This window comes from Arthrobacter sp. K4-10C (genome assembly GCF_059090085.1).
In genome coordinates this window covers 41,347-54,587 of record NZ_JBNHFI010000011.1, presented here as the reverse complement: position 1 = coordinate 54,587, position 13,241 = coordinate 41,347, and the positions used below count along the sequence as shown (strand labels likewise).

Sequence of the window (13,241 nt, the reverse complement as noted above, 5' to 3'; positions counted from 1 at the left end):
CAGTTACGTACGCCGCCTGCCGACTCCTTACGCAGATAAGGAGTCGGCATTCACAGCTGGCTCCCATGTTCAGCGCAGGTTGCTCACAAGTAGCGCCCCTACTGTAGTTAGTACCTCATTGAGGGTGCGAGTGATGCGGCAGGCATGGGGATGCCTGCCAGGGCACCGGCGGTCGGCAACAGGTTTTCCCCCCATTTTCCTGTTGCCGGCCCCGGTGCTTCCGCTTTTAAGCCGGTACTTCGCTGTCGGCCAGAACTGTCCTGGTGAGGGCAGGCCTCAGACGGCGGCCTGGGCCACCTGCGGCGGGGCGATGTGCGGCGCGGGCTCGAGCGGCCCGTCAAACACCAGCTGGTCGAGGCGCCGGAGGATGAGGCCTTCGCGCAGCGCCCAGGGACAGATGCGGAGCTTCTTGAACTTGAAAAGCTCCAGGGCGGCCTCGGCAACCAGCGCGCCGGCCAGGAGCTGGTGCGCCCGTGCTTCCGAGACCCCTGGCAGGTGCAGCCGGTCCTCGGCTTTCATGGCGGAAATGCGCTGGGCCCAGACGCCCAGGTCCGTGGCATTGAGCTCGCGTTTGATATAGGGACCGGCATCGCTGGGGGCGGCACCGGCAATCCGTGCAAGGGACCGGAAGGTCTTGGAGGTTCCTGCAACCACGTTCGCCCTGCCCAGGCCGTCGAATTCGCGGACCGCGGGCTTCAGGGTTGCCCGGATGTAGCGCCGCAGTTCCTTGACGCTCTTGGCGGTGGGCGGATCTTCCGCGAGCCAGTCCCGGGTGAGCCTGCTGGCGCCGAGGGGAACCGAGGTGGCCACCTCGGGCAGCTCGTCCTGGCCAAAGGCCATTTCGAAGGAGCCACCGCCGATGTCCAGGTTCAGGATGGGTCCTGCGCCCCAGCCGTGCCAGCGCCGGACGGCGAAGAATGTCATGGAAGCCTCTTCGCTGCCGGTGAGTTCCTGCAGGGTCACCGTGGTTTCGTGCTTGACCCGGGCCAGCACCTCACTGCCGTTGGTGGCTTCACGGATGGCAGAAGTACAGAACGCGAGAAGGTCTTCGGCCTTGTGCCGGGCGGCGAACTCCCAGGCTTCCAGGACGAATTCGGTGAGCTCGTGCTGCCCGGCGTCGCTGATACTGCCGTCGGGTTCCAGGTACTGGACCAAAGACAGGGGGCGCTTGTGCGAGGCGAATGGAACCGGCCGCGCGCCAGGGTGGGCATCCACCAGGAGTAGGTGGACAGTATTGGACCCGATATCAAGGACGCCTAGCCGCATGGTCACATTATTCACCGGCGCGGCAGCCGTATTCCAACTGGGAGCCAACGCGCAGCCCGGGACAGGTTCAGCCCGCGGCAGGGTTTTCCTGGCCGCCGTCTGGAAGTTCGTCCGCGCGCTTGAAATCGCGCTTGATGTTGGCCACGCCTTCCGGGTTGATCTCGAAGCCGTAGGCGGCGCCGGGGTTGATCACCATGCCCAGCTCCTCGCCGATGTTGGCGATGATCGCTGCCCCCTGGGTGCCCAGCACATTCGGTGCGGCGTCCAGGTACTGCCGGTCCACCCGGCTGGGGTGCGAGAAGACGGCAAGGACGGGGTCGCCCTCGGCGTTGGCCAGGACCAGCGGCTCCACCTGCGAGTCCAGGCCCTCAACGGTGTCCGAACTGATGATGTAGACCTCGCTGTTGAGGAACGACAGGATGACGTCCACAGGGCTTGCGTCGGGCTGTCCGCCTTTAGCGAGCTTCTCCTCGAGGTCGTTCAGCGGAGTGGGGTCGGCAATTCCAGGCTGTTCAGTCATCCCCCTACCCGATCATGTTCGGGTGCCCCGCGCAATTCCCGGCTGGTGGTTGAGCCCCAGCTCAACCACCAGCGTGGCTACTTCTTGGCCGTTGCCTTCTTCTTGGCCGGCGCCTTGCGGCTGGCGGTGCGCTTGACCGGCCCCTTGGCACGCTTCTCCGCGAGGAGCTCCACGGCCTGTTCGCGGGTCAGTTCCTCCAGCGAAGTGGCACGCGGCACAGTGATGTTGGTGATCCCGTCGGTGATGTACGGGCCGAACCGGCCTTCCTTCACCACGATGTTCTTCTCCGACACCGGGTCCGGGCCGAATTCGGCGAGCGGCGGCACCGCGGCGCGGGCACCCCGCTGCTTCGGCTGCGAGTAGATCTCCAGGGCCTGCTCCAGCGTGATGGTGAAGATTTCCTCTTCCGAGCCGATGGACCGGGAGTCCGTCCCCTTCTTCAGGTAGGGACCGAACCGGCCGTTCTGCACGGTGATCGGATTGCCCTCGGCGTCCGCGCCGAGCACGCGTGGCAGGCTCATGAGCTGCAGCGCCTCATCCAGGGTCACCGACTCAACGGTCATGGACTTGAAGAGCGAACCGGTGCGCGGCTTGGCCTTGACCGGCTTCTTGGGCGGCTTGGGCTTGCCGTTCTTGTAGTACTCGACGGGCTGCGCGGCGATCTGTTCCTCGGTCATCTCGGGAATGATCTCGGTGACATACGCGCCGTAGCGGCCGTTCTTGGCAACGATAGTGTGCCCGGTGTGCGGATCTGTTCCCAGCACACGCTCTTCGGGGGCAGCAGTCTCCATCAGTTCGATGGCCTTGGCAGCGGTCAGTTCATCCGGAGCCAGGTCCTCCGGCACATTGGCGCGCGCCGACTCGACGATCTCCCCCGTTTTCGGATCGACGGTGGCGGCGGAGCTCTCCAGATAGGGTCCGAACTTGCCCACACGCAGGGTGATCCCATCGGTGATGGGAATGGAGTTGATCTCCCGCGCGTCGATCTCGCCCAGGTTGTTGACGATGCTCAGCAGGCCGGGGTCGGAATCCTCGCCAAAGTAGAAGTGGCGAAGCCAGGAGGCACCGGCGGCCTGGCCGTTGGCGATCTTGTCCAGGTCGCCTTCCATGTCAGCGGTGAATTCGTAGTCCACATAGTCGCTGAAGTGCTGCTCCAGCAGGCGGATCACCGAGAAGGCGATCCAGCTGGGGACCAGGGCCGAGCCCTGTTTCCGGACGTAGCCGCGGTCCTGGATGGTGGAAATGGTGGACGCGTAGGTGGACGGACGCCCGATGCCCTTCTTTTCCAGTTCAGCGGTCAGGGACGCTTCGGTGTAGCGCGGTGGCGGCGAGGTCTCGTGGCCCACGGCCACGATCTCGGAGGCGTTGAGCGAGTCGCCCTTGGCCACGTTGGGCAGGCGGCGCGCTTCGTCGGAGTCGTCGTCGCCGCGGGTCTCGTCCTTGCCCTCCTCGTAGGCGGCCAGGAAGCCGGGGAAAGTGATGACGGTACCGGAGGCGGAGAATTCGGCGTCGCGGCCTTCGCCCGCAGCACCTGCAGCCACCGCGCCCAGGCGGATGGTGGCGGTGGAGCCCTTGGCGTCGGCCATCTGCGAGGCGACGGTGCGCTTCCAGATCAGCTCGTACAAGCGGAACTCGTCGCCGGAGAGCTGGGAGGCAACCTGTGCGGGGGTGCGGAACGAGTCACCGGCGGGACGGATGGCCTCGTGTGCTTCCTGGGCGTTCGCTGCCTTGTTGGAGTAGACCCGGGGCGAACCTGGAATGTATTCGGGACCGTACAGCTCCGACGCCTGCCGGCGTGCGGCCGTGATGGCCTCGTCGCTCAGCGCGGACGAGTCCGTACGCATATAGGTGATGTAGCCGTTTTCATACAGGCGCTGTGCGATCTGCATGGTGCTCTTGGAGGAGAACCGCAGCTTGCGGCCAGCTTCCTGCTGCAGGGTGGACGTGGTGAACGGCGCAGCCGGGCGGCGGGTGTACGGCTTAGTGTCCACCGACCGGACGCGGAACTCCGAGTCCTGGAGCCCGGCGGCCAGGGACACCGCCAGCTCCTCGTTCAGGTGGACGACGTTCTTGGAAACGAGGACGCCGTCGTCATTAAAGTCACGGCCGGTGGCCACCTTCGCGCCGTCCACGGCGGCGAGCTTGGCTTTGAAGGATCCGGCGTCGGCCCCGAACTGGCCTGTGAGGTCCCAGTACGAGGCGGCCTTGAAGGCCATGCGTTCGCGTTCGCGGTCCACCACCATGCGGGTGACCACTGACTGCACACGGCCGGCGGAGAGTCCGCGGGCCACCTTGCGCCACAGGACGGGCGAGATCTCGTAGCCGTAGAGGCGGTCCAGGATACGGCGGGTCTCCTGCGCGTCCACCAGCGCGGAATCGACGTCGCGCAGGTTGCCCATGGCGCGCTGGATGGCTTCCTTGGTGATTTCGCCAAACGTCATCCGGTACACCGGGACCTTGGGCTTGAGCACTTCCAGCAGGTGCCACGCGATGGCTTCGCCTTCGCGGTCCCCATCGGTTGCGAGGTAAAGTTCGTCGGCGTCTTTGAGTGCCGCCTTGAGTTCAGTGACCTTTTTCTTCTTGTCCGCGGACACCACGTAGTAGGGCTTGAAGTCGTGCTCAATGTCGACGGCGAACTTGCCCACCGAGGTTTTCTTCAGCTCTGCGGGGAGCTCCGACGGCTGCGGAAGGTCGCGGATATGACCGATGGAGGCCTCAACGATGAAGCCTTCGCCCAGGTACTTGGCGATGGTCTTGCTCTTGGCCGGAGACTCCACAATCACGAGTTTCTTGCCGGTTTTGGCCTTGCTTGGCACGGTGCTCCTACAGAAAAAGGTTGCTGGGGCAGATGAGCCCATATTGGCCTAGTTCACCATATTTTGGACAATTGTGTGCATTCGGTGTGGAAAAGCCGGTGCCGCGGAACGACACCGGGGGCTCAGCCGGCGGCCGGAACCAGGAAGCCGTCACGGACCAGGTTTTCCACGTCGGCAAGCAGCGACGCGCGGAAGCTACCGGCATCAAATCCCGGGTCTCCGCCATCCCCGCCGCCGTCCATGCCGCCGCCCAGGAGTGCCTCCAGGGCGCCCGCGATCTGGCTGGCAGTGAGGTCGCCGTCGCAGGCTGACACAAACCCGGCCAGTTCGGTGCTGAGCAGGTTGGTGCGCCGCAGCCCGGAGCCCTGGCGCAGCAGGATCACTCCGGGGTGCTCCGCGCCGGGCCGCTGGTGCCGTTCCTCGGTGACGTCGTCCGCGACGAGCAGGTGGGCGTCCTCAAGTGTGTTGGCTGCGAGCCAGTCGCAGCGTTCGACCGCGGCACGCAGGTGGGGGCCGATGGGCTGCTCGATGGGATAGGTGATTTCCTCGAAACGGCTCACGGTGGCCTGCGCGCCGGAAACGGGACGGCGCAACCAGACCATGCCGAAGCCGATCCCCTCCACGTTCCGGGACCCGAAATCCGCGAGGTAGGCGCCATAGGCGTCCTGGTAGTGCCGCCGGTCCCGGCTTTCGGACGCATCCTGCAGCCAGGTCTCCGCGTACTGCTCCGGGCTGACCTGCTCCCGCTGGATGAACCACGCGTCCACACCGGGCCGGACCCAGCTTCTCGGCCGCACATGCCACTCTGCTCCGGCCGTCACCTCCCAGTTGCCGAGCATCTGGGCGGTGCCGCCGGGCGCCAGTACTCCGGGCAGCTCCGTCACCAGGGAAGAGACAATCCCATCGCCGGGCAGCCCGCCGTCGCGGTACGTAAACTGCCCGGACGTGCTTTCTCCGGGGCGCCGCGGGGTGATGACGAACGGCGGGTTGGACACCACCAGGTCAAACTCCTCGCCGGCCACCGGTTCCAGGAGCGACCCCTGGCGGAGGCTCACGCGCTCCGCCAGCCGTGCCGGGTCAACGGAGAGGGCCTCGGCATTGAGCAGGATGTTGAAGCGGGTGAAGGCGAGCGCGCGTTCTGAAATGTCCGTGGCCGTCACGTGACCGCAGTGGTGCAGCAGGTGGAACGTCTGGATGCCGCAGCCGGTGCCAAGGTCCAGCGCGCGAGTGCTGTGGCGGCGGATGGTTGTCTGCACCAGCGTGGTGGAGGCCTGCCCGATGCCCAGCACATGGTCGCGCCGGAGCACTCCCCCCTGCTGGTGTGCCGCGAGGTCGCTCGCCACCCACAGTTCGGCGCCGCCGCTGCCGGCTGTCTTGTCACCTTCGGTGCCTTCCCAGCCGTAGGGCCGCAGGTCCGCCTTCGCCGCCACCAGCGAAGTGCCGGGCACGGTCTGGGCCAGCCCCAGCTCCAGCAAGCCTTCGCTGCGGACGGCGGGCAGGGCGGCGTCGAGCATGTCCCGTTCCTGCGGTTCGGCCAGGAGCCAGAGGCGGACGACGGCGGCGAGCGGCTTCGCGTTCTCGTCCCGGCGGGCAGCGCGCTCGGTAGCGAGGAGGGCCGGGATGATCTGGTCCCGGTTGAGCGCGGCCGAAGCGGCGGGCCCAAGAAGCTTTGCGACGCCGTCAAGCGTGTAGCCGCTCCGGCGCAGGTCCGCTGCAAGTGCTGCGAGCAGCCCGGGAAGGTCGCTGCGCGGGGCGTCGGGGGTGTTGCCGGCGGTGAACTCGTATGGGGATCTAGGCACCGGCCAAGTTTAGTCCGGCGCCCGTTTTGGTCTGGCAGCCGATGGGCGTGCATCCTCACGTCCTTCCATCAGTCCCCGTGTGCAAAGCTGTCCTGTCCGCGGGGTAGCGTTGAAGCATGCCTGCCCCGCTGCCCCTCCTTCCGCGCGCCCGCCGTCGAGCTGCCGTCCGCCGTTACCCGCTGAAGTCCGGCGGGCTGGTGCTGGCTGCCGTCGCGCCCGCCGCTGCCCTCGGCCTGGCGGCCTGTTCCCCAGCTGTGTCCATTGAGAGTGCGGACGTACCGAAGTGGCAGGCCACGGCGCTGCCCGCCCCAGCGGGGACCGTGCTGGAGGATGCCGGCAAGATCCTCAACCGGGACCGCATCGTCCAGGAGGCGGCCAACGTTCCGGCGGGACGCTACACCTTGACAGCCACGTGCGAAGGCGGCGGGAAAGCATTCTTCGCGGTGTCCCTTAACGGCAGCCAGGTGGTGGACGCCGGGGCGGCCTGCAACGGCAGCCGGGAAATCACCAGGATCACCCTGCCGGAGCCCGGCAGGGTTGATATCAGTACTTCCAGCGTGGACGCGCCGCTGATCTACGCCTACCACCTGGCACCCGCGAAATAGCGGGCCCTCCGCTATGGTCCGCGGGCCCCGTCGGGCTTAAAGTCGGACTATGCCCAGCGTGCGGAGACTCTCCGCGCCCCTTTCCGGAGGGACAGCACGGGCGCCGCTGGCGCGGAAGCCGGCGGCCGCCGTCGTCCTTGGCCTTGTGCTGGCAGCCGGGATGGCGATGTGCGGCTGTGAATACACCTACGACGACGGTCGGGACTGGTCCGGCACCATCGAGGAACCCACGGCAGCCCCCGCTCCGGTGTTCACCCGCGACGCGATGCGGCGCGACCCCGTCGCCGAAGCGGAACTGGATGACTGGGTGGAGCGCACCCTGCCCGACACCCCGCAGCCGGTGGTCCATGCAGGAGCCGGGCTCCTTGCCGCCACGGAGGTGCACACCGAAACCACGCCGGTCCTGGAAACCGGCACCTATGCGCTGGCTTTGGCCTGCCGGAGCCAGCGGAGGGTGACATTCGTTGTCCGCAGCGATGCGCTGACCCTGGTGGACCTGGGCCTGAGGTGCGGCGTCAACCGCGAGAACGTTATTTACCTCTCGGGGGAGACGGCCCTGAACCTAACGGTGGAGGCCCGGACCGGCGCCAACTTCGCCTACCGGCTGCGGCGGCTGTGACGGGTGTTGCTGTTGCTGGCGCGTGTCCGGCAATTTTCAGTCCGCGTTCGGCGGTCTTCAGGCCGCGCAGCCCTCGGGGCAGCGGAGGGTTTCGGGGCTGGAGGCGCATTCGGCGCAGTACAGCGTAAGGGTGCGGCAGCTGGGGTTGGAACAGTTTTCGAACTTGCTGGTGGGCGCAGAGCAGCGCGCGCATTCACCGATGGTTTTGGCGTCCTCGCTGAATTCAAGGTGCATGCGCTTGTCGAAAACGTAGAGGGAGCCTTCCCAGAGGCCCTGGTCCTTGAAGGCTTCACCGTAGCGGACAATTCCGCCGTCCAGCTGGTAGACCTCTTTGAAGCCACGGTTCACCATCAGGCTGGAGAGCACCTCGCAGCGGATGCCGCCGGTGCAGTAGGTCACCACGGGCTTGTCCTTGAGGGCGTCGTACTTGCCCGAGTCCAGTTCCTTGATGAAGTCATGGGTGGTGGCGACGTCAGGAACCACAGCGTCCTTGAAGCGGCCGATCTGGGCTTCAAAGGTGTTCCGGCCGTCAAAGAAGACCACTTCTTCGCCGTCCTGTTTCTTGGCGTCCAGCAGCTCGTGCAGCTCGTCCGGCTTGAGGTGTTTGCCGCCGCCCACCACACCGTTCGCGTCTACCTTGAGCTCACCGGGCGCGCCGAAGGAGACGATTTCGTCACGGACCTTGACGCTGAGCTTCGGGAAGTCGTCCGCGCCGCCGTCGGACCATTTGACGTCGATGTCGTGGAAGCCCTTGTACTCGCGGGTGGTCTTGACGTACTGCTTGACCGCACCGATCCCGCCGCCCACGGTGGCATTGATGCCGTCTTTGGAGATGATGATGCGCCCGGTCAGGCCCAGCTTCTCGCAGAGGGCACGCTGCCAGAGACGCACCGCGTCCGGATCAGCGATGGGGGTAAAGCCGTAGAAGAGCACAATTCGGTTCAAAGCCACGTATTTAAGGGTACCGGCTTGGGTTCGGGGACCAGCCATGGGGCCATTCCCCGTGGGGCCCTGTCGGGGCGGAAGACCTCTCTAGCCCCTCCTGCATCACAATTGCATAAGTACCCTGTTGCTGGCGATCGGGCTGGAATAGTGTTCATGCCATGAGCCCCGAAACCATGATTGAAGACATCACTGGCCTTCTTGAGGTGTGGGTGGCGGGCTGGGCCGGCTGCCGCGGGTACCAGACATCCAAAGAGGGACGGTTCCCCGCTGCCCTCCGGGAAGACACAAGCGGTGAGTGGGAATACTTCGCGTCCGACCCCACCGACGATGAATTCGCCGCCCTGGCCGCCAGGACGGCCGAGGTTCCGCCCCGCGTCCTGACAATCCTCACGAACGACATCCCCCGGTACGCAGCGATGGCCCGGAAACATGGGCTGAACGTCACCTCCGATTCGCAGACCATGATGATCGTGGACATGGAGACCCAGGACGCCGAGGATCCCTGGCTGTCGGACGACGACCTGGCATTCTCCGCGTCAGAGCACAACGGCGTCCACTACGCGGAGGTGCGCTCCGGTGATGCCTTGGCTGCAAGCGGCCGGGTGTTTGTGGTGGGTGACACCGCCGTGTTCGACAAGATCATCACGGAACCTGGGTTCCAGCGCCGCGGGCTGGGCAGTTTCATCATGCGGGCCCTCGCCGCGCAGGCCTTCGAGCACGATGTCACTACCGGGCTGCTGCTGGCATCCGTCGACGGCCAAAAGCTCTATTCCCATCTGGGCTGGAGCACTGTCTCCCGCGTGCTTATGCTGTCCGCATCCCACGACGGATCCGACCTTTCCCTGAGCTGACCCTGCTTTTTGTTCTGCCCGGTTCCCCCTTGGGCGAACCGGGCCTGCCGGTTGCCCGGCGGGTGAAACAATGTTGGGGTGAACCCCCATGACTCCCTGATTCCCATGCTGGGCCGCGGCCCGGATCCGGAACAGCTCCGTCATGTCCGCACCCTCCCGGCGCGCGCGGCGGTGCATGGGCCATGGCCAGACTGGGTCCACCCGGACCTGGTGGCCGCGTACGGGTCGCTGGGTATCGGGGAACCCTACCTGCACCAGGTGGAAGCCGCCGAAATCGCCCACGGCGGCGGGCACGTGGTGGTGGCCACCGGCACGGCGTCCGGAAAGTCGCTGGCGTACCAGCTGCCCGCGCTGGACGCCATCCACAGGTCTGAACTCCGCGTCCTGGCCGACCCGGGGAAAATCCACGACGACGGCGCCGTCACCCTGTACCTCTCCCCCACCAAGGCGCTGGCTGCCGACCAGCTGAACGCCATCCGCGCCCTGAAGCTGCCCACGGTCAGGGCCGAGACGTACGACGGAGACACCGATCCCGCCTCCCGGCGCTGGATCCGCGACCACGCCAACTTCATCCTGGCGAACCCGGACATGCTCCACTTCGGCATCCTTCCCAACCATGCTTGGTGGGCCGGGTTCTTCCGCCGGCTGCGCTACGTGATCGTGGACGAAGCCCACAGCTACCGCGGCGTGTTCGGTTCCCATGTGGCCAACCTGATGCGGCGGCTGCGGCGGATCTGTGCCTACTACGGAGCGGGATCCGCTTTTCCGGAGCCCGTGTTCATCGCCGCCTCGGCAACGGCGTCGGACCCTGATGCCTCCTTTTCCCGCTTGATCGGCGCCCCTGTCCGGGCCGTCTCCCGCGACTGCTCACCGCACGGTGCCACCACGGTGGCCTTCTGGGAACCTGCCCTCACCGAGGTCCGGGGCGAGAACGGCGCCAAGGAGCGGCGTACCGCCGTCGCGGAAACAGCCGACCTGCTGGCAAACCTGGTGTCCGCGCAAGTCCGCACCATTGCCTTCATCAAATCGCGCCGCGGAGCTGAGACCATCTCCTCCATCACCAAACGCCTCCTGGACGAGGTGGACCCGAGCCTTCCGCAGCGGGTGGCTGCCTACCGTTCCGGGTATCTTCCCGAGGAGCGCCGCGCCGTGGAAAGAGCCCTGCGGTCCGGCCAGCTCCTGGGTGTCTCCAGCACCTCTGCCCTGGAGCTGGGCATTGACATCTCCGGCCTGGACGCCGTCCTGGTGGCAGGCTGGCCGGGAACCCGGGCTTCCCTTTTCCAGCAGATCGGGCGGGCCGGCAGGGCCGGCCAGGAAGCCATCGCCGCGTTCGTCGCCAGCGACGACCCCTTGGACACGTTCCTCGTGAACCACCCCGAGGCGATTTTCGACGTCTCCGTGGAGGCGACGGTCTTCGATCCCTCCAACCCCTACGTGCTCGGCCCGCACCTGTGCGCGGCCGCGGCGGAACTTCCGCTGGGCCCGGGCGAGCTGGACTTGTTCGGTAAAACGGCGGAGGCCCTTCTGGACAGGCTGGTAGCGCAGGGCTACCTCCGTCGAAGGCCGGCGGGCTGGTTCTGGACGCACGCCCAGAGCGCCGCAGCCATGGTCAACCTGCGGGCCGACGGCGGCGGACCGGTGAGCATCGTGGATGGGGACACGGGTTCCCTTCTCGGGACCATGGACTCGCCGCAGACCCACTACCAGGCGCACAACGGGGCGGTGTACATCCACCAGGGGGACAGCTATGTGGTGGAGGACCTCAACGAAGAGGACCACTGTGTGGTGGTGCGCCGCGCCAACCCGGACTACTACACCACCGCGCGCGACGTCACCCAGATCGAGGTCCTGGGGACGCAGCGGACCATGGAATGGGGTGGCATCACCGTCCACTTCGGCGACGTCAAGGTCACCACGCAAGTGGTCTCCTTCCAGCGCAAGGCCCTGATTTCCAATGAGATCCTCGGCGAGGAACCATTGGACCTCGGGGCCCGGGACCTGTTCACCAAAGCCGTGTGGTTCGTGGTGGACAACAGGTCGCTCACGGCCGCCGGCCTGGTCGAAGCCCAGTTTCCCGGTGCCCTGCACGCCGCCGAACATGCTGCGATCGGGCTCCTGCCCTTGGTGGCGTCAAGCGACCGGTGGGACATTGGCGGGGTCTCCACCGCCCTGCACGCCGACACCGGGGTGCCCACCATATTTGTGTATGACGGGCACCCCGGCGGCGCGGGCTTTGCCGAACGGGGCTTTGACAAGGCGAAGGTGTGGCTGGCCGCCACCCGGGACGCGATCAAGGCCTGTGAGTGCGACTCGGGCTGTCCATCCTGCGTGCAGTCCCCCAAGTGCGGCAACAAGAACAATCCGCTGGACAAGGACGCCGCCGTAACCCTCTTGGATGTCCTGTTGAAAGATGCCACGGAGCAGCCGTCCTTCAGCGAACCAAGCGCCGGCGCGCGACGCGCCTAAGGCGGAGGTCCGGCTCGGGCATGGCCGGCTGCGGGCCCCAGCAAGGATGCACCCAGCTCTGTCCGGACCTCAAGTGTCTGCCCCGTACCCTCCACGCAGCTTTGGACGCGGGCCGCGTGGCGGGCTGCGACGGCAGCAGCCACCGTACAGGGTTCGCCCTCGGTGATGCCGCGAAGCGCGTCGGCGCCGGCAAGAGCGGCGAGGTCGGCTGCGGAAGCCGCCCTGCTGGCCAGCACCGCTGATTGGGCAAGCAGCAGCACCAAGGCCGTGGCCAACAGGACCACCAGAGCCAGGCCAGCGGCCAACACCGTCCCGGAACCTCGCTCGCCGTGGTCTTCACCAACGTCTTCACCGTGCAGCGCCATGTTTCTGCCGCCCCGGTTGGAAGTCTCCCGCCGGTTTACCGCCGTTCCGCTCCCCGCGTCCGCTCCCGTCATCGGTTCCCCCTTCCGTCAGTCAGCCCGCTGGCTGCGCTTGCTGCAGGCGACTCGCTACGGGTGGAAGCGCGCGCGGTGAGCGTCCACGGAATAGCGGGGCCAAGGGAACCGCCCACGCGGTCCGTGACGTTGATGCTGAACCAGCCGCCCTCCGCGGCCACCGAGGCCGAAGCGGTTCCGCCCGCAAGTGTCTTCACTGCTTTTTCGACGGTGGCAGGATCCTCACCCCTCGCCAGTGCCCGTGCACCGGCCCGCGCCCCCTCCTCAATCCGAAGCTGGGTGACCCCGGCAGCGGCCCCGGCGAGGAGCATGGCCAACAAAGCCAGCACTGCGGGCAGGGCAACGGCGAACTCCGCGGTGACCGACCCGCGTGCGGGAGCCGACGCGCGGCGTCTGCGGCCGCCCTTGGCTTGCCGGCCTCCCGGGGAGGATACTGCCCGGCTTATCGGATCACACAGCGCAGCCGGCGCCTCGGTCACGGCAGTGCCAGTGCCGTACGGATCAGGGTCAGCAGGAACCCGCGCACCTCGTCACTCCGGAGGATGAAGACAAGCAACCCCGCCAGCCCCACTGCCGCGAGGGTGGCGATTGCGTATTCCGCGGTGGCCATGCCGGCTTCCGAGCCCATTAGCCGGATGGTGCGGCGGCGATTCGGGGGCAGGCTTGCTCCGGGGTAGAGTTCCACAACGTTGGCCGGCAGGGTACCGCCGATGTTTGCCCCTGCATTGCGGTTCGTGTTGTTGCTCCGGCCGGGAACGGTAGGACGCGAAGCCGCGGGCACAGCAGATCCGGCAAAGTAGCGGCGGTGGTGGTTCATGGACATGTGGTGTTTCCTTTCCTGGGGCCGGTGATGCTGCCGGCTGGTCTTGACTCTTCCCGGCCCGGGGCGGGACCGGTAAGGCGTTGGATCGGCTAAG

At 66.7% G+C, this 13,241-nt stretch carries 12 protein-coding genes; 4 read left to right on the top strand and 8 right to left on the bottom strand.

Annotated elements, in window-relative coordinates; all coding sequences use genetic code 11:
* Positions 1-276: 276 nt before the first annotated feature.
* The 4 genes from AC5RUU_RS15820 to AC5RUU_RS15805 all read right to left on the bottom strand — a co-directional run bounded on the left by AC5RUU_RS15820 (position 277) and on the right by AC5RUU_RS15805 (position 6,401).
* Positions 277-1,266, bottom strand: a complete 990-nt coding sequence (locus tag AC5RUU_RS15820; protein ID WP_493976150.1) for a Ppx/GppA phosphatase family protein — start codon at positions 1,264-1,266, stop codon at positions 277-279.
* Between the two features lie 67 nt (positions 1,267-1,333).
* The gene (locus AC5RUU_RS15815) at positions 1,334-1,786 is read right to left on the bottom strand and encodes an SseB family protein (RefSeq protein WP_493976149.1); all 453 of its coding nucleotides are present in this window, start codon (positions 1,784-1,786) and stop codon (positions 1,334-1,336) included.
* A gap of 77 nt (positions 1,787-1,863) precedes the next feature.
* Complete coding sequence (gene topA, locus AC5RUU_RS15810; protein WP_493976148.1) at positions 1,864-4,602, bottom strand: type I DNA topoisomerase; 2,739 nt, start codon at positions 4,600-4,602, stop codon at positions 1,864-1,866.
* Between the two features lie 122 nt (positions 4,603-4,724).
* Positions 4,725-6,401 (bottom strand): DUF7059 domain-containing protein, encoded by a 1,677-nt coding sequence (locus tag AC5RUU_RS15805; RefSeq protein ID WP_493976147.1) that lies wholly within the window; start codon positions 6,399-6,401, stop codon positions 4,725-4,727.
* Positions 6,402-6,517: 116 nt separating this feature from the next.
* Between AC5RUU_RS15805 and AC5RUU_RS15800 the strand changes: the two genes are divergently transcribed.
* Both AC5RUU_RS15800 and AC5RUU_RS15795 read left to right on the top strand, forming a co-directional pair.
* Complete coding sequence (locus tag AC5RUU_RS15800; RefSeq protein ID WP_493976146.1) at positions 6,518-7,006, top strand: DUF6023 family protein; 489 nt, start codon at positions 6,518-6,520, stop codon at positions 7,004-7,006.
* A 49-nt stretch (positions 7,007-7,055) separates the two neighbouring features.
* Entirely contained in the window at positions 7,056-7,625 is a 570-nt protein-coding gene (locus tag AC5RUU_RS15795) for a DUF6023 family protein (protein ID WP_493976145.1), read from the top strand.
* 57 nt (positions 7,626-7,682) lie between these two features.
* On the opposite strand, the gene trhO is transcribed toward AC5RUU_RS15795, so the two are convergent.
* A complete protein-coding gene (trhO, locus tag AC5RUU_RS15790) occupies positions 7,683-8,576 on the bottom strand; it encodes an oxygen-dependent tRNA uridine(34) hydroxylase TrhO (RefSeq protein ID WP_493976144.1) in 894 nt (297 codons plus the stop codon).
* Positions 8,577-8,728: 152 nt separating this feature from the next.
* Between trhO and AC5RUU_RS15785 the strand changes: the two genes are divergently transcribed.
* Positions 8,729-9,421 carry a GNAT family N-acetyltransferase gene (locus AC5RUU_RS15785; RefSeq protein WP_493976143.1) on the top strand — a complete coding sequence of 231 codons (693 nt, stop codon included), beginning with the start codon at positions 8,729-8,731 and terminating at the stop codon, positions 9,419-9,421.
* Between the two features lie 78 nt (positions 9,422-9,499).
* A complete protein-coding gene (locus tag AC5RUU_RS15780) occupies positions 9,500-11,887 on the top strand; it encodes a DEAD/DEAH box helicase (protein WP_493976142.1) in 2,388 nt (795 codons plus the stop codon).
* Here the strand turns inward: AC5RUU_RS15780 and AC5RUU_RS15775 are convergent.
* The 3 genes from AC5RUU_RS15775 to AC5RUU_RS15765 form a co-directional block, all read right to left on the bottom strand.
* The gene (locus AC5RUU_RS15775; protein WP_493976291.1) at positions 11,884-12,252 is read right to left on the bottom strand and encodes an Rv3654c family TadE-like protein; all 369 of its coding nucleotides are present in this window, start codon (positions 12,250-12,252) and stop codon (positions 11,884-11,886) included. The two genes, AC5RUU_RS15780 and AC5RUU_RS15775, sit on opposite strands and share 4 nt — an antisense overlap.
* 68 nt (positions 12,253-12,320) lie before the next feature.
* Positions 12,321-12,803, bottom strand: coding sequence for a TadE family type IV pilus minor pilin (locus AC5RUU_RS15770; RefSeq protein WP_493976141.1), 483 nt, complete (start codon positions 12,801-12,803; stop codon positions 12,321-12,323).
* Positions 12,800-13,147, bottom strand: a complete 348-nt coding sequence (locus tag AC5RUU_RS15765) for a DUF4244 domain-containing protein (protein WP_493976140.1) — start codon at positions 13,145-13,147, stop codon at positions 12,800-12,802. The genes AC5RUU_RS15770 and AC5RUU_RS15765 overlap by 4 nt, the downstream gene beginning before the upstream one ends.
* Between the last annotated feature and the right edge of the window lie 94 nt (positions 13,148-13,241).

Excerpts from the sequence above, each read along its gene's own strand:
- AC5RUU_RS15785 (WP_493976143.1), top strand. The coding sequence starts at position 8,729 with ATGAGCCCCGAAACCATGATTGAAGACATCACTGGCCTTCTTGAGGTG.
- AC5RUU_RS15795 (WP_493976145.1), top strand. The coding sequence starts at position 7,056 with ATGCCCAGCGTGCGGAGACTCTCCGCGCCCCTTTCCGGAGGGACAGCA.
- AC5RUU_RS15815 (WP_493976149.1), bottom strand. The coding sequence starts at position 1,786 with ATGACTGAACAGCCTGGAATTGCCGACCCCACTCCGCTGAACGACCTC.
- AC5RUU_RS15765 (WP_493976140.1), bottom strand. The coding sequence starts at position 13,147 with ATGTCCATGAACCACCACCGCCGCTACTTTGCCGGATCTGCTGTGCCC.
- AC5RUU_RS15820 (WP_493976150.1), bottom strand. The coding sequence starts at position 1,266 with ATGCGGCTAGGCGTCCTTGATATCGGGTCCAATACTGTCCACCTACTC.
- AC5RUU_RS15775 (WP_493976291.1), bottom strand. The coding sequence starts at position 12,252 with ATGGCGCTGCACGGTGAAGACGTTGGTGAAGACCACGGCGAGCGAGGT.
- AC5RUU_RS15800 (WP_493976146.1), top strand. The coding sequence starts at position 6,518 with ATGCCTGCCCCGCTGCCCCTCCTTCCGCGCGCCCGCCGTCGAGCTGCC.